The following is a 22575-nucleotide window of genomic DNA, read 5'->3' on the forward strand; positions in this document are numbered from 1 at the left end:
GACCCTTCAGTAGGGGCTGTCGACGTCGCCCGTCTCGACATAGACCGTCTTGAGCTGCGAATAGTGGCTGAGTGCGGCGAGCGAATTCTCGCGGCCGATACCGGACTGCTTGACGCCGCCGAAAGGAATCTCCGCCGGCGCCAGATTGTAGTGGTTGATCCAGCAGGTGCCGGCCTGCAATTCGGCGATGACGCGGTGGGCGCGCGGCAGGTCGCGCGTGAAGACGCCGGCTGACAGCCCGAACTCGGTGTCGTTGGCGCGTGAGATCGCTTCCGCCTCCCCATCGAACGAAAACACGCTCATCACCGGGCCGAAAATCTCCTCTCGTGCGATGCGCATGTCGTCCCTGACATCGGTGAAGATGGTTGGCTCGACGAAGAACCCACGCTCGAAACCCTGCAATTGCGGCACGACGCCGCCATAGGCGAGCGTCGCGCCTTCCTGTTTGCCGATCTCTACGTAGCCGCAAACCTTTTCGTGTTGGGCCTTGTTGATCAGCGGCCCCATCTGGGTTTCCGGATCGAGCGGGTCGCCGATCGCGATCTTCTTGGTGCGTTCGATCAGCCGCTCAACAAACCGGTCATGCATCCCCTTCTGCACGAAGACCCGCGTGCCGTTTGAGCAGACCTGGCCGGTCGAGTAGAAATTGGCCAGCATGGCGCCGCCGACCGCGTTTTCGAGATCGGCATCGTCGAAGACGATCAGGGGCGACTTGCCGCCGAGTTCCATCGTGGCGTGTTTCATCTGGGCGCCGGCCTGCGCAAGCACCTTCCGGCCGGTCGGTACTGACCCTGTCAGTGAGACCTTGGCCACCACCGGATGGCCGGCGAGTGCACTACCGACGTCGCCATAACCCTGGACGACGTTGAAAAGCCCGTCCGGCAGCCCGGCCTCGGTGAAGATTTCCGCCAGCGCCAGCGCGGAAAGGGGTGTGTTTTCCGACGGCTTGAACACCATGGCGTTGCCCATGGCGAGCGCCGGGCCCGACTTCCAGCCTGCGCCCTGGATCGGATAGTTCCAGGCGCCGATGCCCACACACACGCCGAGCGGTTCACGTCGCGTGTAGGCGAAGGGACCGCCGAGATCGACATAGTCTCCGTTGAAGGCGGCGACGGCACCGCCGAAGAATTCGAGCGCCTCGGCGGCCGAGGCGGGGTCCGCGACCAGCGTTTCCTGGATCGCCTTGCCGGTGTCGAGCGTTTCGAGCCGCGCCAGCTCGTCGTTGCGTTCGCGCAGGAGATCGGCCGCGCGGCGCAGGATGCGCCCACGTTCGACCGGGCGCAGCCGCGCCCAAGCCGGCTGCGCGGCGCGAGCTGCCTCGATGGCCAGCTCGACGATGTTGCCGGTCGCGGCATGAAGCCGCGCGATCACCTCGCCCGTGGCCGGATAGATCACCTCCATCGCCGGGCCGCCATCGTCCTCGACATAGCTGCCATTGATGTAATGGGAGGCCTTGGGCTGGGCTTTCATCGCTTGCTCCTGTGCGCACAGTGCGCCGAGACTATCAGGTTTCGTCGGGCAGTGCCGGGGCTGCACTCACCGGTCGCTCTCGCGCCAGCGCGGGTTGATCCAGGGTTCCTGGTTGGATGGCGGCAGCGGCGTGCGCCCGAGAATGTGGTCGGCCGCCTTCTCGCCGGTCATGATCGACGGCCCGTTGAGATTGCCGTTGGTGATGCGCGGGAAGATCGACGAGTCGGCCACCCGCAGACCGTCGACGCCGATCACCCGGCACTCCGGATCGACGACGGACAGCGGATCGTCGGCCCGTCCCATGCGGCAGGTTCCGCAGGGATGGTAGGCGCTTTCGGCGTGCTCGCTGATGAAGTCGTCGAGCTGCGCGTTGCTCTGGACATCACTGCCCGGAGCGATCTCCTCGCCGCGATAGGTGTCGAAGGCCGGCTGCGCGAAGATGTCCCGCGTCAGCCGGATGCAGTGACGGAAATCCTCCCAATCCTCGGGGTGCGACATGTAGTTGAAACGGATCACCGGCTTGTCGGCGGGGTCGGCCGAACGGAGCGTTACGGTCCCGCGCGACTTCGAGCGCATCGGGCCGACATGGGCCTGGAAGCCGTGCGTCTTGGCGGCCGCCCTGCCGTCGTAGCGGATCGCCGCCGGCAGGAAATGGTACTGTATATCAGGGTAGTCGACGCCTGCCTTCGAGCGCACGAAGGCGGCCGCCTCGAAATGGTTGGTGGCCCCCAGACCGGTCTTGAAGAACAGCCACTCGGCGCCGATCAGCGCCTTCGAGAACGGGTTCAGTACGGAGTAGAGTGTGACCGGCTTGGTCGCCTCCTGCTGGATGTAGAGCTCGAGATGGTCCTGCAGGTTGGCGCCGACGCCGGGCCGGTCGGCGATCACCTCGATACCGTGGTCGCGCAGTTGAGCGGCTGGCCCGACGCCCGAGAGCATGAGCAGCTTTGGCGAATTGATCGACGACGCCGCGAGCACGACCTCGCGTCTTGCCTTAACGTGTTGAATCGATCCCTGAGCTTCGATCTCGACCCCGGTCGCGCGTTGATTCTCGATGGTCACTCGCCGCGCGAAGCCCTTGACGAGACTCACATTCTTGCGTTTCAGCGCCGGCCGCAGATAGGCGTTTGCGGCCGACCAGCGCCGGCCGCGATGGATGGTCTGCTCCATCGCGCCGAAACCCTCCTGCTTGCGGCCGTTATAGTCGTCCGTGAGCTCGAAACCGGCCTGGTGTCCGGCCTCGATGAAGGCGGCGTAGAGCGGGTTTCGGCGCCGGCCGCGCTGCACATGCAGCGGCCCCTCGGTGCCGCGCCAGCCCTCCTCGCCGCCATGACTGTGCTCCATGCGCTTGAAGTAGGGCAGGACGTCGGCGAAGCTCCAGCCGGCCGCGCCTTCCTCGGCCCAGTGGTCGAAATCGCGAGCGTGGCCGCGCACATAGACCATGCCGTTGATCGAGGACGAGCCGCCCAGCACCTTGCCGCGCGGCGTGGCGAGAACGCGGTTGCCGAGATGCGGCTCGGGCTCGCTCGAAAACCCCCAATCGTAGAAGCTGGTGTTCATCGGGATCGACAGCGCAGACGGCATCTGGATGAACGGGCCGATGTCGGAGCCGCCATATTCGATGACGATCACCGAGTGCCTGCCGTCTTCCGACAGCCGGTAGGCGAGGGCGGAGCCGGCAGAGCCCGATCCGACGATGACATAGTCTGCTTCAAGCATCGCCGACATGCCTCGCGAAGTCGGCGAGCGAGACATTGCCGCCGGTGGCGACGACGAGGACTGTCTTGCCGGCAACGTCGAGATGGCCGTCAAGCAGAGCGGCCAGCGACGCCGCACCTGACGGTTCCAGGACCAGTTTCATCTTCTCGAAGGCAATCTTCATCGCGCGACGAACGGCGGCATCCGAAACCGAAAGGCCACGCACGCCCGCCGCCGTTACCGCTGCGAACGGGGCGGCGCCAGGCTTGCGCGCCATCAGCCCGTCGCAGATCGTGCTCGGCCCGATCGGCATCGTCTCGATCTCGCCGTGCGTGAGCGACCGGCCCATGCCGTCAAAGCCTTGCGGTTCGACAGCGAAGATCTGCGTGGCCGGCGAGAGGTAGTGGAAGGCGAGCGAGACGCCACCGATCAGCCCGCCGCCGCCGACCGGGCAAAGCAGGATGTCGGCCTGCGCCTTGCCGGCCGCAAGCTGGTCGAGCGCTTCGAGACCGGCACCAGCCTGGCCGGCGACGATCAGCGGATCGTCGAAGGGATGCAGGAGCATCAGCCCTTCCTCGTCGGCGATCGCCGCGGCCTTCTCCGCCGCCACCTCCTCGCGCGCCCGTTCGCCATGCTCGGTCAGCACCACGCGGGCGCCGTAGCCGGCCGTTGCCTCGCGCTTGGCGGCAGGCGCGTCGACGGGCATGACGATGGTCACCGGAATGCCGAGCGCCTGGCCGGCGGCGGACAGCCCTTGCGCGAAATTGCCGGACGAGTAGGCGACGACCCCGCGCCGCGCTTCGTCGGCGGTGAGCTGCTTCAGCCGCCAATAGGCGCCGCGAACCTTGAACGAGCCGGCCCATTGCAGCGATTCCGGCTTTACGAAGACACGCGCTGCGCCGGTCTCCCGGGCAAGGGCGGCCGATGCCAACAATGGCGTGATCTGGGTCGCCTTCGACGTGACCGCGTAGGCGTCCTGCAACTGGCCGAGGTCGGGAACGATGCTAAGGGACATCATTCGCCCCTCGGGAAGCGCTTTTCTTCCTCAAGCACGTTCAGGTCCATATGGTTGCGCATGTAGCGCTCGGAGGCCTGCCGCAGCGGCTGGAAGTCCCACGGATAGTAGGCGCCGTTCCGGAGGGCGGGATAGATGACCCAGCGCCGCGCCTGGCTCTCGCGCACCTCGGCGTCGAAGGCGGCCATGTTCCAGCGCGCCCGCACTTCTTCCATGAAGCCTGCGACATCGGATGCATATTCCGGGAGCCCGGCGAGATTGTCCTTCTCGAGCGGGTCGGCCTCAAGATCGAAGAGTTGCGGCGGATCGAGTTCGCAATGCACGAACTTGAACCGGCCCTCGCGGATCGCGACCAACGGCGCATAGGAACCTTCCGCGGCATACTCCATCAACACCGGTTCAGTGCGCTCGCCGCCGCCCAGAACCGGCACCAGCGACTGTCCATCCGTCCACGGCATGATGGCTTCCATGTCCGCGCCGGCGAGGTCGCAAAGGGTGGGCAGGATGTCGAGGTTTGAGACAGGCACGTCGAGGCGACCGGCTCCGATGCCGGGTCCCGCCACCATCAGCGGTACACGCGCGGAACCCTCGAAGAACGACATCTTGAACCACAGCCCGCGCTCGCCGAGCATGTCGCCATGGTCGGAGCAGAACAGGATGATCGTGTCGTCGAGCATCCTGGTGCGGTCGAGCGTGTCGATCAGCTCGCCGACCTTGTCGTCGAGGTAGGAGATGTTGGCGAAGTAGGCGCGCCGCGAGCGACGGACATGTTCCGTGCGGATTTCGAAGGCGGCGTAGTCGCTGGCAAGATAGAGCCGTTGCGAATGCGGATCTTGCTCGTTTTCTGGGATGTGTGCCACCTGCGGCTCGAGCGCCGGGCAGTCCTCGTAGAGATCCCAGTATTGCCGCCGCGCGACGTAAGGATCGTGCGGATGGGTGAAGGAGACGGTCAGGCACCAGGGGCGCCGCGCCGGGTCATCGGAGGCGCGGGCATGTTCGTAGAGCTTCTGGACGCCGTGGAAGCAGACCTCGTCGTCATACTCCATCTGGTTGGAGATTTCGGCCACGCCGGCGCCGGTGACAGAGCCGAGATTGTGGTACCACCAGTCGATGCGCTCGCCCGGCTTGCGATAATCGGGTGTCCAGCCGAAATCGGCTGGATAGATGTCGGTCGTGAGCCGCTCCTCGAAGCCATGCAACTGGTCGGGGCCGACAAAATGCATCTTTCCGGACAGGCAGGTGTGATAGCCCGCCGCGCGCAGATGGTGGGCGTAGGTTGGGATCGAGGAGGCGAACTCGGCCGCGTTGTCGTAGACGCGGGTGCGCGACGGCAGTTGCCCACTCATGAACGATGCCCGCCCCGGCGCGCAGAGAGGCGAGGCGGTGTAGTTGTTGGCAAAACGCGCCGAGCGCGCGGCCAGCGCCTTCAGGTGTGGCGCGTGCAGGAAATCGGCCGGGCCGTCGGGGAACAGCGTCCCGTTGAGCTGGTCGACCATGATGATAAGGATATTCGGTCGCCTGTTCACGGGGCAGCGTCTCCGGCAGCCAGCATGGTTTCGACATAGTTCTCGACCAGCGCGATGGCGCTGGCGGCGTTGGGGGCGCCTTCCTTGAGCGCGCGGCGGATGTAAAGCCCGTCGATCATCGCGGCGACGCCCTCGGCGACGCGCTCGGCCCGGGAGCGCTCCATCAGAGGACCGAGCCCGCTCATCAGGTTCGAGTTGAGGCGCCGCGCATAGACCTTCAAAAGCCGACGCATAGCCGGCGAGCGTTGCGCCTCGACATAGAAGGCAAGCCATGCGGCAATGGTCTCGGGCTGGAACTGCGTCTGCGAAAAGCTGATGGCAATGATGGCCGAGATGCGATCGCGAGGCGTTTTCGCCCCGGCCAGCGCATCACGGCCGTCGCGGCCGAATTCGGACAGCAGATGCCGCATGGTGGCCTGCAGCAGGTCGTCCTTGGCACCAAAATAATGATGCGCGAGGGCTGGCGAGACACCCGCGATCCCGGCGATCTCCGACATGGTCACGTCGAGCGAACCGCGTGCGCCGATTGCCGCAATGGCGGCGTCGATCAGCGCCTTGCGGCGCACCGGTTCCATTCCGATCCTGGGCATCATCGAGCTCCCTTTCTGTCGTCTATTTTTAATTGAGCCATCAATCAATAAAAAAATCTCGCAAGTGTATGCGCGCCCCTTTACGCGCATGTTGATTTATGTTCACGCTTGAACAATCAATTGCCGCGCACGACATTTCCGCTACAGTGCGCATCACCGTGGAGGCCGTAGAAATGACCGCATCGATCGTAGGATGGGCGCATTCGCCGTTTGGCAAGCTGGAAGACGAGACGCTCGAGGGGCTGATCACGAAAGTTGCAGCCGACGCTATCGAACATGCCGGGATCGGGCCTGACGACGTCGACGAGATCGTGCTCGGCCACTTCAATGCCGGCTTCTCGCCCCAGGATTTCACTGCCAGCTTGGTGCTGCAGGCCGACGACCGGCTGCGCTTCAAGCCTGCGACGCGTGTCGAAAACGCCTGTGCGACCGGCTCCGCGGCAGTGCGTCAGGGGCTGCGCGCCATCGAGGCCAAGGCGGCGCGCGTCGTGCTGGTCGTCGGCGCCGAGCAGATGACCAAGACGCCCGGTCCCGAGATCGGCAAGAACCTTCTCAAGGCCTCTTACCTGCCCGAGGACGGCGATACGCCGGCCGGCTTCGCCGGCGTCTTCGGCAAGATCGCCAGCGCCTATTTCCAGCGTTATGGCGACCAGTCCGACGCGCTGGCCATGATCGCGGCCAAGAACCACAAGAACGGCGTCGACAATCCCTATGCGCAGATGCGCAAGGATTTCGGCTTCGAGTTCTGCCGCACCGAGAGCGACAAGAACCCTTTCGTCGCCGGCCCGCTGAAGCGCACCGATTGTTCGCTGGTCTCCGACGGCGCCGCCGCCATCGTGCTGGCCGAGACCCAGACGGCGCTTTCCATGCGCCGCGCCGTCGCCTTCCGCGCCAACGAGCATGTGCAGGATTTCCTGCCAATGTCGAAGCGCGACATCCTCGCTTTCGAGGGCTGCAGCGAAGGCTGGAGCCGGGCGCTCTCCAGGGCGCGTCTCAAGATCGACGATCTCTCCTTCGTCGAGACGCATGACTGCTTCACGATCGCCGAACTGATCGAATATGAGGCGATGGGCCTGGCCAAGCCCGGCGAGGGCGCCCGGATCGCGCTCGAGGGCCAGACGGCCAAAGACGGCCGCCTCCCGGTCAATCCGTCCGGGGGGCTCAAGGCAAAGGGGCACCCGATCGGCGCCACCGGCGTTTCCATGCACGCCTTGACCGCCATGCAACTGACCGGCGAGGCAGGCGGCATCCAGGTACCCGACGCCAGCATCGGCGGCATCTTCAACATGGGTGGCGCCGCCGTCGCCAACTACGTGTCGATCCTCGAAAGGATCAAATGAGGCACGCGGCCGTCGTCACCGGCGGGGCGTCCGGTATCGGCCTTGCCGTCGCCGGGCGCCTGCTTGAGGACGGCTGGCCGGTGGCCGTGCTCGATGCCGACCGTGAAGCACTGGCCGATGCCGAGGATGCGCTCGAAGGGGAGGGTGCTCTCTTCCTCGAGGCCGACATCACCGATGAGGACGAGATCGCCGAGGCCTTCGACTCGATCGTCGACCGCGTCGGCCCGGTTGGCGGCCTGGTGAACTCAGCCGGCATCGCGCGCGACGTGCCGTTCCTGGAGACGAGCGCCGAACTGATGCGCCGCATTCTCGACGTCAACCTCGTCGGCTCCTTCATCTGCGCCCGCGCGGCGATCGAACGGCGTTCGGAAACGCTCGCCATCGTCAATATCGCCTCCGTTTCCGGCCTGCGCGCCAATGCCGGCCGCGTCGCCTATGGCGCGTCCAAGGCGGCCGTGAGGATGATGTCGGAGGTGATGGCGGTCGAACTGGCCGGCGACGGGATCAGGGTCAATTGCGTGGCGCCGGGGCCGATCGACACCCCGATGGTGGCGCGGCTTCACGAAGATCACCAGCGCAGCGACTGGATTGCGCGCGTGCCGGAGGGGCGTTATGGCGAACCGGACGAGGTCGCAGCCGCGATCGCGTTCCTGCTGTCGCCGGAAGCAAGCTATATCAACGGCCAGACACTTGCCGTCGATGGCGGCTTTCTGGCCGCCGGCATCATCCGGCGCGGCGACTGAATTTCATCAACGGAGACAAACGAAAATGCGTAGACTGGTCGCGGCCCTTCTGATGGGCGTCGCCATGCAGGGTGTCGCCCTAGCCAATGATGACGAGGCAAAGGCGTTTGCCCAGGCGTTCTGCTCGCTGGGCGATCTCGAACAAGGCATGGGCCGCATGTACCTCCTGTCACCGTCTCTCGCCGAGGCGGTGAAGTCCGCGCTGGCCGAGAACGCCAAACTGCAGGCGGCGACCCCGGACGAAAAGCCGCCGCTCGGCGATGGCGTTCCCTGGCAGAGCGTCCCCGATCGCGCTCCGGTGTGCGAGGCGGGCGCCGTTTTGGCCGAAGGCGAAGCGACCCTCGTCGAGGTGCGTTATTCGTTTCCGGATGCGCCCGACGCCAACTGGACCGACCGCCTTGTGCTGATACCGGGCGGCGGCGCGCTGGTTATCGACGATATCCGCTATGGTGCGGAGGGCGATGACGACACCTTGCGCAAGGCGTTGACGGAAGCGTTCCGCTCCTAGGGTGCGACGTTTCCAGGCCGGCTGTCGATGCAGCCGGCCTGGCTAAAGATCAACGGCCCGCGGAGGGAGCCGATGCTTCTGGCGATAGAGCAGGGCAACACCAACAGCCTGTTTGCCGTCCATGACGGCGAGAACTGGATCGCCCAGTGGCGCTCCGCGACCGAACCGAACCGCACGGCCGACGAATATGCCGTCTGGCTGCACCAATTGCTGTCGATGGCGGGACTGGAACTTCGCCTGCTCGATGCCTGCATCATCTCCAGTGTCGTGCCCCAGTCGATCTTCAACCTGCGCAACCTGTCGCGCCGCTACCTCCATGCCGAACCGCTGGTGATCGGCGAGAATGTCGATCTCGGCATTCCCATACGCGTCGGCAAGCCTGCCGAAGTCGGTGCTGACCGCGTCGTCAATGCCCTGGGCGCCCATATCGCCTATCCCGGGCCTCTAATCATCATCGACAGCGGTACGGCCACGACCATCGACGTCGTCGCAGCCGATGGCGGTTTCGAGGGCGGCGCGATCGCCCCGGGCATCCACTTATCGGTCGAGGCGCTCCACAACGCTGCGGCCAAGCTGCCGCGCGTCGCGCTTCGCAAGCCGCAGCGTGTGGTCGGCAACGACACGGTGAGCGCCATGCAGTCCGGCGTCTTCTGGGGTTATATCGGCCTGATCGAGGGCATGATCGAGCGTATCAAGGCCGAGCGGAACGAGGAGATGACCGTGGTGGCGACCGGCGGCATTGCCTCGCTTTTCTACGACGCGACCGAATCGATCCACCATTTCGATCCCGACGTGACGATCCGCGGGCTGCTCGAAATCTACCGGCGCAACAACTCAAGCCGGCCGTAGGCCGGGATTTTCAAGGCCGGCCTGGCGAAGTCGAAACCCGCGACCAGCCCGAAAAGGTGAAACTCCAGGCCGCTGCGGGCGCCGGCGGCAATCCCAGCCAGACCGGCAAGTGTCGCGTGGATGTCCCGCCCGTCGGGCGCGATCGACAGTGCCGCCCAGCCCGGCGCGAAGTCGCGGCCGATTGCATTCGGCGGCAGCACGGCGCCGAGTTCGGGCACCGCCCGCAGCACATGCGCGACGAAACTGTTGGAGTTGGGACCGGGCCATATCCGGTAGTCGCCGGAGCGCACATAGGGGTAATCGGCGATCGCGCTCTCCACCGCCGGGATCAGCTGCGCGGCGGGTGGGCCTTCCAGGCTTGCGACGATCTCGGGATCGTTGGAATACCAGCGGCCATCGGCCGGGTAGCGGTTGCGGCGTACCGGCGTGCCCCAGCCGACCTTGTCGTAGCGGTCGTAACCGGACTGGCCCGGCCGCTTGACCACGATCCAGCTGTGAACCGCAAAGGCGCCCTTCAGCCCGCCTGTGCGTGCGGCGAGGATATGGATCGCCGCGGCGTCGGGCAGGGGAGCAGGCAGAACCCCGCTCGCAGACCAGTCTGCCGTTCGCCACGAGGACGGACGCTCGCTGACGGCCCACCAGGCGGCCGTCGCCATCGACGGCAGCAGGAAGACGGCCAGCAAGGCCGCAACGGTTCGGCGCACCAGTTTCATCGACGATTTCTTTTGCCTGTTCTGGAACAAGGGAATAGTTGCGTGCGGCATCGGCAACTAAAATTTCGGTGAGGCCATGGCAAATCCGGTTCTGGTCGAGGTTACGCGCGGCGATCTGGTGGAAAGCCGGCATCGCGGCGCCATCGCGGTCTTCGACGCCGACGGCGCCGTCGTCACGGCTGTCGGCGATGTCGATGCGCCGGTCTTCCCGCGTTCGGCCGTGAAAGCCATCCAGGCCTTGCCGCTGGTCGAAAGCGGCGCAGCGGACGCGCTGGGCTTCGGCGACCGCGAACTCGCTCTCGCCTGCGCCTCCCATTCCGGTGAGGTCGCGCACGCCGCACTTGCGGCATCGATGCTGGCGAAGGTCGGCCTCGATGAACAGGCGCTCGAGTGCGGTGCCCACTGGCCATTCTCGGACGAGGCGTCGCGGAGGCTGGCGCGCGACGGCGAGACACCCAGCCAGTTGCACAACAACTGTTCGGGCAAGCATGCCGGTTTCATCTGCGCCTGCTGTCACGAAGGCCTGCCCAGCAAGGGCTATGTCGGTTTCGGCCACGCCTGGCAGCTGCGGCTGCGTGAGACGATGAGCGAAGTCACCGGCGTTGCTCACGACGAGGCGAACGCCGCCGTCGATGGCTGCTCCATACCCACCCATGCCGTGCCGTTGCGCGCCCTGGCTGCCGGCTTTGCCCGCATGGCGACCGGGGTCGGCCTGGGCCCGGCGCGGGCGGCAGCGGCCAGCAGGCTCCTGACCGCCTGCATGAAGGAGCCTTTCTACGTGTCGGGAACCGGGCGCATGGATGCGCAGCTGATGGAAGCGGGCAACGGCCGCATCTTTGTCAAGACCGGAGCGGAGGCTGTCTACTGCGCCGCGGTCCCCGAGTTTGGGGTCGGCATTGCGATCAAATGCGACGATGGCGGCACCCGCGCCTCCGAAACGATCGTCGCCGCGGTGCTAGCCCGGCTGTTGCATCAGGACGACCAACTGGCCCGGCGGCTGTATGAACTGGCGCAGCCGGGTGTGCCGACCCGCCGCGGCGCGGTGGTCGGCCAGGTGCGGCCGGCCGGCGAACTGGCCCGGTAGCAAGCCCGCCAGTCAGCCTGCCCGGTTGCGCTCCACCGTCAGGTGGCGGAACCCGGACGTGTCGCCGGTAATGAGGTCGTGGGTGACGCGGTCGACCCAGCGATGGCCGCGGATCGCGCCGTTCGGCGTTTCCGAGATCACGTTGTCGGCAATCACCGCCGCGCCGGCGCCCTCGACGACGCTGACGGCGATGCCGGTGCCGGCACGTCGAATGATGTTGCCCGTCGCCGTCACGTTACGCAGGAACGGTCCCCAGCCGAGATGGAGGCCGAAGAGCGGCGCGTTTTCGACCACGTTGCCGGTAACGGCGGTGTCGGCTTCTGCGGTGATGCCGACACCGAAGCCGGGCGGATCGGCCTCGTAAGGACCGGAGGTCGAGAGGTTGCGTACCAGATTGCCCGAGCAGACGGCGAGGCGACCGCCTTCATTGTAGTTGACCATCGAGATGCCGTTGGCGGCGCCGTCGACGATGTTGCCGGCGATCAGAGCCCCCTCGTAGGCGAATTCCGAATAGACCGCCGTTTCACCGGAGCGCAGGCAGTTGTTGCCGGTGATCTGGATGTTGCTGCCGCCGTTCGAACGGATCGCGGAAAAGGCGCAGTCCGAGATGGCGTTGTCTGTGACCATGACGTTGCCGGCGCGGAAGACATTGATGCCGTTTCCGAACGGGCCGGTACCGCCATTGCGCGCAGCGATGCGGCTGACGCGGTTGCCGGAGACGATGGTGCCGTCTTCGCCCGGCTGCCAGCGATGGACCAGAATGCCATTGTTGCCGCAGTCGGAAATGGTGTTGCCGATGATCGAAAGGCCCGAGGCCTGGACGCTGTAGATCGCCGCGTCCGCAGCACCGGAAATCTCCGAGCGCTCGATGCGACCGGCGACGGCTTCCAGCGACAGCGCGTGCTTGCCGCTGCCGATGATGGTGCAGTTGTCGACTACCAGACGGCGGGCGCCGCGCACGGCGACCAGCGCCGGCACGTGATCGCTCATCCAGCGATTGGCGCCGTCGAGGGTGATGCCGGTCAGTTCCAGATGGTCGGCGGCTTCGGCCAGGAACAGATGTCCGTTGCCGCCATAGATGATGCGTGAGGCGCCGGGAACGCCGGTCATGCGCAACTGCCGCGGCAGGATGATGTTGGAAACGACATAGTCGCCCGGCGGCAGGTAGACCGGCGCATCGCGGTCCGCCGCTTTTTGCAGGATGTCCTGAAACGCCTTGCTCTGGTCGTCATAGGTGCCGGGCTGCATGCCGAGTTCGGCCGCGTCGAGGCTGCCGCGGATAGAGGCCGTCTCGATCCCGGACAGGTTGGCGGCGCGGGCAGGCAGGGTCACCGCCGCACCCATGGCGGTTGCGCCCGCCAGAAACGCGCGTCTGTTCAGCATTGGCACAGCTCCGAAGCTTCTTCCGATGACGGAGCAATCGGCGTGCCAGGCCGGCGCAAGCGAGGTCGCGAGCTGCAGCGATGCGAAGTTTCAGGTCTGTTCGGAGTGGTCGCGGAAGAAAGCCGCGGCGCCGGCCTCGTCGATCTCACCGGCGGCAAGCGACATCGTAAAGACATAAAGATGCCCGTCGTCCGCGGTCATCCGGCGGCCATTCAACGCCAGAAAAAGCATGGCGGTGACGATAGCTGTTCGCTTGTTGCCGTCCACGAACGGGTGGTTGCGGGCTAGCCCGAACGCATATGCCGCGGTCAGTTCGAAGACGTCGGGCTGGCCGTAGGCTGCCTTGTTGACCGCGCGGTGCAGCGCTGATTCGAGCGCGTTTTCGTCTCTGATACCGCTGGCGCCCCCGTGCCGTCGCAACTGTTCGGCATGAAGAGCTTCAACAACCTGCCGAGTGGGGAATTCCCACTTCATTCGGCGAGTTTCTGCAGGGCCACCTTGTAGCGGTCCATGATCTCGCGTGCGGTTTCCATCTGCCGCTCGAACGAGTCATCGGCGCGCGACAGGACGATTTCGCCATTGTCTTGAGAAATTACGACAGCGTCCCCGGCTTTGAGATTCAGGCTCTCGAGCAGTTCCTTCGGCAGAATCACGCCTTCGGAGTTGCCTATCTTGCGGATGACGGTGTTCATGGTCGCGGCCTCGCTGTTGCAACGCATATTATAACAGGCGATTGCCTGTGTTGCAACGCTCGTTGAAACGCGCTCCTATCGCTCCAGAAGCCTGTCGACCAGCTCTTCCGCTGCTTCCGGAATGACCGTACCGGGTGGGAAGATGGCGGTCGCGCCAGCCTTCAGCACGGCGTCGAAATCGTCTGGCGGGATCACACCGCCGGCAACAATCATGATGTCGTCGCGGCCGAGCTTCCCGAGCGCCTCGGCAAGTTCCGGCACCAGCGTCAAATGGCCGGCGGCCAGTGAGGAGGCGCCGACGATCTGGACGTCATGCTCGACCGCCAGCCTGGCAATCTCGTCGGGCGTCTGGAACATGGCGCCCACCGTGACGTCGAAACCGAGATCGGCGAACGCGGTGGCGATCACCTTCTGACCGCGATCATGGCCATCCTGGCCCATCTTGGCGACCAGGATGCGTGGTGCGGCACCGGCCTTCTCGCGATAGGCCTCGACCTTTTGCTGCACCCGGTCGACGGCGGGACTGTCGCCGATCTCCTTGCGGTAGACACCGCTGATCGTCTGCACCGAGGCGACGTGGCGACCGAAGACTTTCTCCAGCGCCAGTGAAATCTCGCCGACCGTGGCCTTGGCGCGGGCCGCCTTGACAGCGAACTCAAGGAGATTGCCGCCGCCGCTGGCCGCTTCGGTCAGCGCGGTCAGCGCGCTCTCCACGGCACCGACGTCGCGAGTACCTTTCAACTCCTGCAGCTTGGAAAGCTGGCGTGCGCGCACCTGGGCGTTGTCGACCTTGAGCACATCGACGTCCATCTCTTCGGCCGGGCGGAACGCGTTGACGCCGACCATCGTCTGGCGGCCGGAATCGATGCGCGCCTGGGTGCGCGCGGCCGCCTCCTCGATGCGCATCTTGGGGATGCCCTTCTCGATCGCCGCCGCCATGCCGCCAAGGCTCTCCACCTCCTCGATGTGGTCGAGCGCGCGTGCGGCAAGGTCGTGCGTAAGCTTTTCGACGAAGGCCGAACCGCCCCAGGGGTCGATGGTTCGGGTTGTGCCGGACTCCGTCTGCAGGATGATCTGCGTATTGCGGGCGATACGGGCCGAATGGTCGGTCGGCAGCGCCAGCGCCTCGTCGAAGGCGTTGGTGTGCAGCGACTGCGTGCCGCCCTGGGTCGCCGCCATCGCCTCGATCATCGTGCGCACGATGTTGTTGTAGGGATCCTGTGCGGTCAGCGACCACCCCGACGTCTGGGTGTGAGCGCGGAGCGCCAGCGATTTCTGGCTCTTGGGCGCAAAGTTCTTCTGCATCAGCGACGCCCACAGGAGCCGTCCGGCACGCTGCTTGGCGACCTCCATGAAGAAGTTCATGCCGGCGTTCCAGAAGAAGGAGAGTCGCGGTGCGAACTGGTCGATGTCGAGCCCGGCGGCGATGCCGGCGCGGGCATATTCGATGCCGTCGGCGATCGTGTAGGCAAGCTCCAGGTCGACCGTCGCTCCGGCCTCCTGGATGTGATAGCCGGAGATCGAGATCGAATTGAACTTCGGCATCTTCTGCGCCGTGTAGGAAAAGATGTCGGAGATGATCCGCATCGACGGCTTCGGCGGGTAGATATAGGTGTTGCGGACCATGAACTCCTTGAGGATGTCGTTCTGGATGGTCCCGGCCAGTGCTTCCTCGGAGACGCCCTGTTCTTCTGCCGCCACGATGTAGAGCGCCATGATTGGTAGAACCGCACCGTTCATGGTCATCGATACTGTCATCTCGTCGAGCGGAATGCCGTCGAACAGCTGGCGCATGTCGAGGATGGAATCGATCGCAACCCCGGCCATGCCGACATCGCCGGCGACGCGCGGATGGTCGCTGTCGTAACCGCGGTGGGTGGCGAGATCGAAGGCGACCGAAAGGCCCTTCTGGCCGGCGGCGAGGTTGCGCCGGTAGAAGGCGTTCGACTCTTCCGCTGTCGAAAACCCCGCATATTGACGGATCGTCCAGGGCTGCTGGACATACATGGTCGGGTAAGGCCCGCGAACGAAGGGCGGGGCGCCGGGATAGGTGTCGAGATGGCTGAGGCCGGCAAGGTCGTCTTCCCCATAGACCTTGTAGACAGCGATTCCCTCCGGCGTCTCCAACGCGATACTGTCGTCCTTGACCGCGAAAGGCGCGGGTTTTTGCCAGGGTATCGTGGAAAAATCCGGGATCATGCCTGCCTTCCGAGCAATTCGTCGAGGCGCGTCGGTGCAAGGGGCTCGCAATGGATCGTGCCGTCGGTCGGCAGCGGCCTGACTTCGGCTTCCAGCACTTGAATCTCCCTTTCGCTCGCCGCCGGGTAGAGCGTGGTGCCGACGATTTCGCGAGATCCGTCCCGGTAGCTCGCGACGCGTTTCTCGGCCGTCGCTCGCACCCGTTCCTGGACGCGGCCGGCTGCCAGCGACTTCAGCGCCCCGCCCTCCTGTTCGATGCGCTGGAACTCCTCCCAGGCGGCCTCGCAGAGCGCCTCGGTGAGCGCGGCGGTGCCGCCGGCACCGGCTACCGGGTCGGCCACGAAACCGATGCCGCTTTCCTCCGCCAGCACCAACTGCGTGTTGCGGGCAACGCGACGGGCAAAGCCCTCCGGAAGGCCGTGGGTCAACGCGTGCGGAAGTACCGAAATCGAGTCTGCACCCCCGACGGCGGCGGCGAAGACGGCGATGGTGGAGCGCAGGATATTGGTCTCCGGGTCCTTGGCCGTCATCATTCGCCATGAGGTTTCGGCATGGATGGTGGCGGGCGACGGCTCGATGCCGCACACTTCCTGGGCGCGCGCCCAGAGCCGCCGCAGTGCCCTGAGCTTGGCGATGGTGACGAACTGGTTCTGGTCGGCCGACGTGGCGAAGCCGACATGCGGCGCGGCGTAGACCAGTGGCTGGCGCGCCTTCTCGAACATGCGCAGGTGCGAAACCGCGGAGGCCAGCATGATGCCCAGTTCCTGGGCTTCGCTGGAGCCGCCATTGTGGCTGACCCTGCCGTCGGCTTCCAGGAGCACGCCCGGGACGCCAAGAGCGAAGAAATGCGCCAGCGATTGCGGCATCGAGGCCTCGAGCGCCTCGATCGACATGCGCAGCCGCCCGGTGCCGGCGAAGATGGCGGCGGGATCGATGCCGAATGCGAGTTGCAGGCGGGCCGGATCGGCCTGTTTGGCGGTCAGCGAGGCCACCAGCCAGTCGATCGAGGTGCGGCTCATCGGATGCGCGTCGATGCGCAGGGCGAGACGATTGAGCGGCACGTTGTCCAGCGCGCGGTCGAAGGCCTCGCTCGTGCAGGGCAGGCCGTAACCAAAGGCGTTGGGAGCGCCTTCAAAGACCAGCGAAAGGCCGGTGGCGCCGCCCTCGATGTCCTCGATCGCCTGCCGGTTGGCGCGCGCCGGGTCGGGATCGTCGACGCGTTGCATGATCCGCCACGGCGCGGAGGTGTCGATCCTTCCCGACGGCAACGGGTGGACGGAGCGGGGGTAGAGCGGCTCGATCTTGATGCCGTCATCGGTGCTCGAGACGAGGGCTTCGTCGAACGATGCCCCCTTGAGCGCCTTTTCCGCGAGCGCTCGCCAAGCGGCTTCGTCGACCGGCGGAAAGGAGATGTCGCTGATCAGTTTGTGGTCCATGGCAGTCGGGTCGAGTTCCCCCACAACAAGGTCCAGCCTAGAGGTCAGGCATGGACCCGGCAACAAATCCGGCCGGCCGGCCGCGCAGCGGTGGAACAGTGCGACCTTTTCGCATCACCGGCCCGGCTGCCTTGCAGCTTCCGATACAGTCGGACGGCAGGCTCGGCAACCGCACTTTCGACAAACGTCCGGGAAGTTGTGGCCGGCGGCGCGCATGTCTATACGTCAGGTGGACGCGGCTGGCGCCATGGCCTGTCGCGACAATTTGCGACGAGGGACCCATATGGCGCAGGACGAGAGCCTCTTCATCGGCGCGAGCCGCAAGCCGGACGACAGCTACCAGTCATCCGAGCAGTTGCTGCTGAAATATGCCAACCGGCACGGCCTGGTGACCGGGGCGACCGGCACCGGAAAGACCGTGACCCTGCAGATCCTGGCTGAAGGCTTCTCCAATGCCGGCGTCCCGGTCTTCTGCGCTGACGTCAAGGGCGACCTTTCGGGCATCGCCGTCATGGGCGAGGCGAAGGATTTTCTCCTGAAGCGCGCGGAGACCATCAAGCTCGACCCGTACGAGTTCCAGGAATTCCCGGTGATCTTCTGGGATCTGTTCGGAGAGAAGGGTCACCCAGTACGGACCACCGTTGCGGAGATGGGGCCGCTGCTATTGTCGCGGCTGATGAACCTCTCCGACGCACAGGAAGGCGTCATGAACATCGCCTTCCGCATAGCCGACGAGGAGGGCATGGCACTTCTCGACATGAAGGACCTGCAGGCGATGCTGGCCGACATTGCCGAGCGCGCCGACGAGATCGGCCGCACCTACGGTAATGTCAGCAAGGCCTCGGTCGGCGCCATCCAGCGCTCGCTGCTGGTGCTGGAGCAGCAGGGCGGCAACCATTTCTTCGGCGAACCGGCACTCAAGATCGCCGACCTGATGCGCACCACGCGCGACGGACGCGGCGCGATCAACGTCCTCGCCGCCGACAAGCTGATGATGAACCCGCGGCTCTATTCGACGTTCCTGCTGTGGCTGATGTCGGAACTGTTCGAGGAACTGCCCGAGGTGGGCGATCCCGACCGCCCGCGCCTGGTCTTTTTCTTCGACGAGGCGCATCTCCTGTTCGATGAGGCTCCGAAAGCGCTGGTCGACCGGGTCGAGCAGGTGGTGCGGCTGATCCGGTCGAAGGGCGTCGGCGTCTATTTCGTCACCCAGAACCCGCTGGACGTGCCGGACACGGTTCTCTCCCAGCTCGGCCATCGCATCCAGCATGCCCTGCGCGCGTATACGCCGCGGGAACAGAAGGCGGTGAAGACGGCAGCCGAAACCTTCCGGCCCAATCCCGACTTCGACTGTGCCGAGGCGATCACCCAGCTGGGCGTGGGCGAGGCGCTGGTCTCGACGCTGGAAGCCAAGGGTATCCCGTCGATGGTGCAGCGGACGCTGATCCGGCCGCCGGCTTCACGGCTGGGGCCGATCGACGATGGCGAACGCAAGGAGGTGATGGCGATCAGCCCGGTCGCCGGTCAATACGACGAGAACGTCGATCGCGAATCGGCCTTCGAGATGCTGCAGAAGAAGGCCGCAGCGGCGGCCAAGGCGGAAGAGGAAGCGGCGCGGCGCGAGGAGGAGGACGATCACGGGGACAGTGGCCGTCGCGGCCGATGGACCTTGCCCGACTTCGACGACGATGATGACGACGATCGCAGGAGCAGCCGCCGGACGTCTACACGCAGCAGGACCACCACGACGCGGCGACGCTCATCGAACCGGCAAGGCGTCGCCGAAGCGGCGATCAAGTCGGTCGTGCGGTCGGTCGGGACGCAGGTCGGGCGCGCCATCGTGCGCGGTATCTTGGGCAGCCTGAAGAAGGGGCGTTGACGGCCCGGCCGCGGGCGGCGGTCAGGAAACGACCGCGCCCAGGCCCGAGGTGACCAGGATCGGGGTGCGGTTGGGCACCCGGTCGTAAAGGTCCATCACGTCCTGATTCATCATGCGCACGCAGCCTGACGACACCGACTTGCCGATCGTCCACCACTCTGGCGAACCATGCACGCGGTAGAGCGTGTCGACACCGTCCTGAAAAATGTAGAGCGCGCGCGAGCCAAGCGGGTTGTCCAGCCCGGGCGCCATGCCGCCATTCTCGGCACTGTATTTTTCCAGTTCCGGCTGGCGCTTGATCATCTCGGCCGGCGGCGTCCATGTCGGCCATTTGCGCTTCCACTGGATGATCGCACGGCCGGACCATTCGAAGCCGGCGCGGCCGAGGCCGACGCCGTAGCGGATCGCCTCGCCGCCCTCGCGCACGAGGTAAAGGTGATGCGCGGAGGTATCGACGACGACGGTTCCCGGCCGCTCGCCGGTGGGATCGGGCACGAGACGGCGAAGATAACGCCGATCCATCTTGTCGAGCGGGATCGCCGGCAACTCGTAGCCCTCGTCGACCACCGGCCCATACATCTCGGCATAGCTGCCGAAGGCGGAGTCGACGCCGAGCTTGGGTCGTCCCGGTTCGTCCGAGCGGGGCACGCTGGCGGTCGTGGTGCAGGAAGCCAGTGCAGCGGACGCCAGACCGGTTCCGACGCCGACCAGAAGCGAGCGACGCGATAGCCTGTTGGCAGGCGGATGATAATTGCCGGACATGATACCTCTTAGATGCAAGCCACTAGAAACGATTCAACGTCCGGCGCGCCGAACGTTCCTCCCGCGAGCGGGATATGGGGCGTCAATTGAGGCGGCGGGGTGAACAAAGGGAGGCGCTGTTGTGATCGCGCACCACCTGTTGCAGCTCTGCAACGCCGAGGGCTGGTGGCGGCAAGAATCGGACGAGCCCCGCCAAACTGTGCGGGTTAGGAGAGCCCCTCCAGCGACGGCAGGATGAGCGCCGGTGAGAAATCCCGGTATTCGTCGGGCTGGTTGGCGCGGTTGATCCAGACCGTGCGGAAGCCGAACTTGGTCGCCCCGGCGATGTCCCAGCGGTTGGACGACTGGAAGGAGACCGCGTCTGGATAAAGGCGCCAGGCCGTGGTCACCATGTCGTAGACCTGCGGATCGGTCTTGAAGCGGCCGATGTCGTCGACGGAAAAGACGTCGTCCAGAAGCGGATCGAGCGCGGCCGACTTCACCGCCGCTTCGAGCATGGCGCGCGAGCCGTTGGACAGGATCGCCAGCCGGGCGCCATCCGCCTTCAAGGCCTTGAGGACGGCAGGCACCTCCGGATAGCAGTCGAGTCGCCAGTAGGCGTCGAGCAGATCCTGTCTGGCTGACCGGTTGGCGGACGGCACCTTCTCGAACGCATGGTCGAGCGCCTGTTCGGTCAACTGCCAAAAGTCCTGGAAAGCGCCCATCATGGTGCGCACCCAGGAATATTCGAGCTGCTTGGCGCGCCATATTTCGGAAAGCTGTTGTCCGTCGGGCCCGACCGCCTCGGCGTGACGGCGCACAGCGGCGTGTACGTCGAACAAAGTGCCATAGGCATCAAAGACAAAGGCTGTGTGGCGCATGACCATCCGTTTCCGCTCTGGCCGAGACTTGATCCGATGCGGGCTATGGGGTCAAGGGCGCGCTGGCGCAAGCGGTTTGCGGGCGAATGCGATTGACGCGCCGCCGTGAAAGACTATCCATAGGCCCCGAACTGGAGGACGATCGGCTCATGGCGGTTGATACGAGCGCGCAGTCGCAGACTTGGACCTATGTTGACGGTGACTGGCACGAGGGCAACGTCGCCCTGATCGGTCCCCGTAGCCATGCCATGTGGCTGGGCAGCAGCGTCTTTGACGGGGCGCGCTGGTTTGACGGCGTGGCGCCGGACCTCGATCGTCACAGCGAGCGGGTGAACGCATCGGCGACCGCGCTCGGACTGAAGCCGACCAAGACGGCCGAAGAGATCGCCGGTCTGACGCTCGACGGGCTGAAGAAGTTTGACGGCAAAACGGCGGTCTATATCCGTCCGATGTACTGGGCCGAGCATGGCGGCTATATGGGCGTGCCGGCCGAGCCGTCCTCGACCCGCTTCTGCCTTTGCCTCTACGAGGCGCCGATGATCGCGCCGTCGGGCTTCTCGGTGACCGTGTCGCCGTTCCGCCGCCCGACGATCGAGACCATGCCGACCAACGCCAAGGCGGGCTGTCTCTATCCGAATAACGGCCGCGCCATCATCGAGGCAAAGTCGCGCGGCTTCGACAACGCGCTGGTGCTGGACATGCTCGGCAACGTCGCCGAGACCGGAACGTCGAATATTTTCCTGGCCAAGGACGGCGAAGTCTTCACCCCGGTGGCCAATGGCACCTTTCTTTCCGGGATCACGCGTTCGCGCACGATCGGCCTGTTGGCGGAGGCTGGCATCAAGGTCACCGAGAAGACGCTGTCGGTCGCCGATTTCCTGAATGCCGACGAGGTGTTTTCGACCGGCAACCATTCCAAGGTGGTCCCCGTTATCCAGGTCGAGGACCGCCAGTTGCAGCCGGGCCCGATGGCCAAGAAGGCGCGCGACCTTTATTGGGACTGGGCCCACTCGCTGGCGGCGTAGGATGGCATGAAGCCATCGTCGGTCCTTGCGGCTGCCGCGGCCGGCGCCTAGCTGAACAGCGGAACACGATTTTGTTCGAGAAGGAGAATTGAGCCATGGCTTTTGAACTGCCCGACCTGCCGTATGACTACGAGGCGCTTCAGCCCTACATGTCGAAGGAAACGCTTGAGTACCATCACGACAAGCACCACAAGGCCTATGTCGACAACGGCAACAAGCTGGCCGCCGAGGCCGGCATGGACGGTCTGTCGCTGGAGGACGTCGTCAAGCAGTCGCACGGCAAGAATGCCGGCCTCTTCAACAACGCCGCGCAGCATTACAACCATGTGCACTTCTGGAAGTGGATGAAGGGCAATGGCGGCGGCAAGAGCCTGCCCGGCAAGCTGCAGACGGCCTTCGACAGCGATCTCGGCGGCTACGACAAGTTCCGCGCCGATTTCATCAATGCCGGCGTGACGCAGTTCGGCTCCGGCTGGGCCTGGGTTGCCGTCAAGGGCGGCAAGCTGGAGATCATGAAGACGCCGAACGGCGAGAACCCGCTCGTCCACGGCGCCGTGCCGATCCTCGGCGTCGATGTCTGGGAGCATTCCTATTACATCGACTACCGCAACGCGCGTCCGAAATATCTCGAGGCTTTCGTCGACAGCCTCATCAACTGGGACTACGTGCTCGAGTGCTACGAAAAGGCGAGCTAAAGGCTCGTTGACCAGAGCCAGCGAAAGCCCCGGTTCGTCCGGGGCTTTTTCGTTGACAGTCTGTCCTCGGGGAGAAGACACTATCTCACGGAACCGTGAAAACGCGTG

General features: G+C 65.3%; 21 protein-coding genes. 8 read left to right on the forward strand and 13 right to left on the reverse strand.

The genetic code is table 11. The features are described from left to right. Positions 1–6: 6 nt before the first annotated feature. From betB to betI, 5 genes are all read right to left on the reverse strand, one after another. A complete protein-coding gene (gene betB / locus FQ775_RS01980) occupies positions 7–1470 on the reverse strand; it encodes a betaine-aldehyde dehydrogenase (RefSeq protein WP_146299707.1) in 1464 nt (487 codons plus the stop codon). 66 nt (positions 1471–1536) lie between these two features. Beyond that, positions 1537–3189: a choline dehydrogenase gene (gene betA / locus FQ775_RS01985; protein ID WP_146299708.1), complete on the reverse strand. Its 1653-nt coding sequence runs from the start codon at positions 3187–3189 to the stop codon at positions 1537–1539. Further along, positions 3182–4183 carry a threonine/serine dehydratase family protein gene (locus tag FQ775_RS01990; protein WP_146301947.1) on the reverse strand — a complete coding sequence of 334 codons (1002 nt, stop codon included), beginning with the start codon at positions 4181–4183 and terminating at the stop codon, positions 3182–3184. The genes betA and FQ775_RS01990 overlap by 8 nt, the downstream gene beginning before the upstream one ends. Continuing rightward, a complete protein-coding gene (gene betC, locus FQ775_RS01995; protein ID WP_146299709.1) occupies positions 4183–5709 on the reverse strand; it encodes a choline-sulfatase in 1527 nt (508 codons plus the stop codon). Before betC ends, FQ775_RS01990 begins: the two co-directional genes overlap by 1 nt. Continuing rightward, positions 5706–6299 (reverse strand): transcriptional regulator BetI, encoded by a 594-nt coding sequence (gene betI / locus FQ775_RS02000; protein WP_146301948.1) that lies wholly within the window; start codon positions 6297–6299, stop codon positions 5706–5708. The genes betC and betI overlap by 4 nt, the downstream gene beginning before the upstream one ends. Before the next feature lie 173 nt (positions 6300–6472). Here betI and FQ775_RS02005 point away from each other — a divergent pair, with 173 nt between their 5' ends. The 4 genes from FQ775_RS02005 (at position 6473) to FQ775_RS02020 (ending at position 9739) form a co-directional block, all read left to right on the forward strand. Then, positions 6473–7639, forward strand: a complete 1167-nt coding sequence (locus tag FQ775_RS02005; protein ID WP_146299710.1) for an acetyl-CoA acetyltransferase — start codon at positions 6473–6475, stop codon at positions 7637–7639. Further along, entirely contained in the window at positions 7636–8382 is a 747-nt protein-coding gene (locus tag FQ775_RS02010) for an SDR family NAD(P)-dependent oxidoreductase (protein WP_146299711.1), read from the forward strand. Before FQ775_RS02005 ends, FQ775_RS02010 begins: the two co-directional genes overlap by 4 nt. A gap of 25 nt (positions 8383–8407) precedes the next feature. Continuing rightward, positions 8408–8890 carry a hypothetical protein gene (locus tag FQ775_RS02015; protein ID WP_146299712.1) on the forward strand — a complete coding sequence of 161 codons (483 nt, stop codon included), beginning with the start codon at positions 8408–8410 and terminating at the stop codon, positions 8888–8890. A gap of 72 nt (positions 8891–8962) precedes the next feature. Then, positions 8963–9739, forward strand: coding sequence for a type III pantothenate kinase (locus FQ775_RS02020; protein ID WP_146299713.1), 777 nt, complete (start codon positions 8963–8965; stop codon positions 9737–9739). Here the strand turns inward: FQ775_RS02020 and FQ775_RS02025 are convergent. Further along, positions 9709–10452 carry a DUF3750 domain-containing protein gene (locus FQ775_RS02025; protein WP_146299714.1) on the reverse strand — a complete coding sequence of 248 codons (744 nt, stop codon included), beginning with the start codon at positions 10450–10452 and terminating at the stop codon, positions 9709–9711. The two genes, FQ775_RS02020 and FQ775_RS02025, sit on opposite strands and share 31 nt — an antisense overlap. Before the next feature lie 76 nt (positions 10453–10528). Between FQ775_RS02025 and FQ775_RS02030 the strand changes: the two genes are divergently transcribed. Further along, positions 10529–11536, forward strand: a complete 1008-nt coding sequence (locus tag FQ775_RS02030; protein ID WP_146299715.1) for an asparaginase — start codon at positions 10529–10531, stop codon at positions 11534–11536. A gap of 12 nt (positions 11537–11548) precedes the next feature. Here FQ775_RS02030 and FQ775_RS02035 read toward each other — a convergent pair whose 3' ends face one another. From FQ775_RS02035 to FQ775_RS02055, 5 genes are all read right to left on the reverse strand, one after another. After that, complete coding sequence (locus FQ775_RS02035; protein ID WP_146299716.1) at positions 11549–12919, reverse strand: TIGR03808 family TAT-translocated repetitive protein; 1371 nt, start codon at positions 12917–12919, stop codon at positions 11549–11551. A gap of 90 nt (positions 12920–13009) precedes the next feature. Continuing rightward, entirely contained in the window at positions 13010–13393 is a 384-nt protein-coding gene (locus FQ775_RS02040; RefSeq protein ID WP_146299717.1) for a type II toxin-antitoxin system death-on-curing family toxin, read from the reverse strand. Further along, on the reverse strand, positions 13390–13611 hold the full coding sequence (locus FQ775_RS02045) for an AbrB/MazE/SpoVT family DNA-binding domain-containing protein (RefSeq protein ID WP_146299718.1): 222 nt from the start codon (positions 13609–13611) through the stop codon (positions 13390–13392). Before FQ775_RS02045 ends, FQ775_RS02040 begins: the two co-directional genes overlap by 4 nt. 75 nt (positions 13612–13686) lie before the next feature. Next, positions 13687–15810: a methylmalonyl-CoA mutase gene (gene scpA / locus FQ775_RS02050; protein WP_146299719.1), complete on the reverse strand. Its 2124-nt coding sequence runs from the start codon at positions 15808–15810 to the stop codon at positions 13687–13689. Continuing rightward, positions 15807–17246: a methylmalonyl-CoA mutase subunit beta gene (locus tag FQ775_RS02055; protein ID WP_146299720.1), complete on the reverse strand. Its 1440-nt coding sequence runs from the start codon at positions 17244–17246 to the stop codon at positions 15807–15809. The genes scpA and FQ775_RS02055 overlap by 4 nt, the downstream gene beginning before the upstream one ends. A 283-nt stretch (positions 17247–17529) precedes the next feature. Here FQ775_RS02055 and FQ775_RS02060 point away from each other — a divergent pair, with 283 nt between their 5' ends. Further along, positions 17530–19125 carry a helicase HerA-like C-terminal domain-containing protein gene (locus FQ775_RS02060; RefSeq protein WP_146299721.1) on the forward strand — a complete coding sequence of 532 codons (1596 nt, stop codon included), beginning with the start codon at positions 17530–17532 and terminating at the stop codon, positions 19123–19125. A gap of 21 nt (positions 19126–19146) precedes the next feature. Here the strand turns inward: FQ775_RS02060 and FQ775_RS02065 are convergent, their stop codons facing one another. Both FQ775_RS02065 and FQ775_RS02070 read right to left on the reverse strand, forming a co-directional pair. Continuing rightward, positions 19147–19887 carry a L,D-transpeptidase gene (locus FQ775_RS02065; protein ID WP_146299722.1) on the reverse strand — a complete coding sequence of 247 codons (741 nt, stop codon included), beginning with the start codon at positions 19885–19887 and terminating at the stop codon, positions 19147–19149. A 206-nt stretch (positions 19888–20093) separates the two neighbouring features. Continuing rightward, on the reverse strand, positions 20094–20747 hold the full coding sequence (locus tag FQ775_RS02070; RefSeq protein ID WP_146299723.1) for a haloacid dehalogenase type II: 654 nt from the start codon (positions 20745–20747) through the stop codon (positions 20094–20096). A 149-nt stretch (positions 20748–20896) separates the two neighbouring features. On the opposite strand from FQ775_RS02070, the gene FQ775_RS02075 reads away from it, so the two are divergent. Next, on the forward strand, positions 20897–21772 hold the full coding sequence (locus FQ775_RS02075; RefSeq protein ID WP_146299724.1) for a branched-chain amino acid aminotransferase: 876 nt from the start codon (positions 20897–20899) through the stop codon (positions 21770–21772). Positions 21773–21867: 95 nt separating this feature from the next. After that, the gene (locus FQ775_RS02080) at positions 21868–22467 is read left to right on the forward strand and encodes a superoxide dismutase (protein ID WP_146299725.1); all 600 of its coding nucleotides are present in this window, start codon (positions 21868–21870) and stop codon (positions 22465–22467) included. The last annotated feature ends 108 nt before the right edge of the window (positions 22468–22575 follow it).

It is taken from the genome of Nitratireductor mangrovi, from assembly GCF_007922615.2.
GTDB classification, from domain to species: domain Bacteria; phylum Pseudomonadota; class Alphaproteobacteria; order Rhizobiales; family Rhizobiaceae; genus Mangrovimarina; species Mangrovimarina mangrovi.

Bases quoted from the DNA above. Each gene is read 5' to 3' on its own strand.
- FQ775_RS02035 (WP_146299716.1), bottom strand. From the start codon at position 12,919: ATGCTGAACAGACGCGCGTTTCTGGCGGGCGCAACCGCCATGGGTGCG.
- FQ775_RS02075 (WP_146299724.1), top strand. From the start codon at position 20,897: ATGGCGGTTGATACGAGCGCGCAGTCGCAGACTTGGACCTATGTTGAC.
- betA (WP_146299708.1), bottom strand. From the start codon at position 3,189: ATGCTTGAAGCAGACTATGTCATCGTCGGATCGGGCTCTGCCGGCTCC.
- FQ775_RS02060 (WP_146299721.1), top strand. From the start codon at position 17,530: ATGGCGCAGGACGAGAGCCTCTTCATCGGCGCGAGCCGCAAGCCGGAC.
- FQ775_RS02070 (WP_146299723.1), bottom strand. From the start codon at position 20,747: ATGCGCCACACAGCCTTTGTCTTTGATGCCTATGGCACTTTGTTCGAC.
- FQ775_RS01990 (WP_146301947.1), bottom strand. From the start codon at position 4,183: ATGTCCCTTAGCATCGTTCCCGACCTCGGCCAGTTGCAGGACGCCTAC.
- FQ775_RS02080 (WP_146299725.1), top strand. From the start codon at position 21,868: ATGGCTTTTGAACTGCCCGACCTGCCGTATGACTACGAGGCGCTTCAG.
- FQ775_RS02055 (WP_146299720.1), bottom strand. From the start codon at position 17,246: ATGGACCACAAACTGATCAGCGACATCTCCTTTCCGCCGGTCGACGAA.
- FQ775_RS02065 (WP_146299722.1), bottom strand. From the start codon at position 19,887: ATGTCCGGCAATTATCATCCGCCTGCCAACAGGCTATCGCGTCGCTCG.
- FQ775_RS02005 (WP_146299710.1), top strand. From the start codon at position 6,473: ATGACCGCATCGATCGTAGGATGGGCGCATTCGCCGTTTGGCAAGCTG.
- betB (WP_146299707.1), bottom strand. From the start codon at position 1,470: ATGAAAGCCCAGCCCAAGGCCTCCCATTACATCAATGGCAGCTATGTC.
- FQ775_RS02030 (WP_146299715.1), top strand. From the start codon at position 10,529: ATGGCAAATCCGGTTCTGGTCGAGGTTACGCGCGGCGATCTGGTGGAA.
- FQ775_RS02025 (WP_146299714.1), bottom strand. From the start codon at position 10,452: ATGAAACTGGTGCGCCGAACCGTTGCGGCCTTGCTGGCCGTCTTCCTG.
- betI (WP_146301948.1), bottom strand. From the start codon at position 6,299: ATGCCCAGGATCGGAATGGAACCGGTGCGCCGCAAGGCGCTGATCGAC.
- FQ775_RS02010 (WP_146299711.1), top strand. From the start codon at position 7,636: ATGAGGCACGCGGCCGTCGTCACCGGCGGGGCGTCCGGTATCGGCCTT.
- FQ775_RS02040 (WP_146299717.1), bottom strand. From the start codon at position 13,393: ATGAAGTGGGAATTCCCCACTCGGCAGGTTGTTGAAGCTCTTCATGCC.
- scpA (WP_146299719.1), bottom strand. From the start codon at position 15,810: ATGATCCCGGATTTTTCCACGATACCCTGGCAAAAACCCGCGCCTTTC.
- FQ775_RS02020 (WP_146299713.1), top strand. From the start codon at position 8,963: ATGCTTCTGGCGATAGAGCAGGGCAACACCAACAGCCTGTTTGCCGTC.
- FQ775_RS02015 (WP_146299712.1), top strand. From the start codon at position 8,408: ATGCGTAGACTGGTCGCGGCCCTTCTGATGGGCGTCGCCATGCAGGGT.
- FQ775_RS02045 (WP_146299718.1), bottom strand. From the start codon at position 13,611: ATGAACACCGTCATCCGCAAGATAGGCAACTCCGAAGGCGTGATTCTG.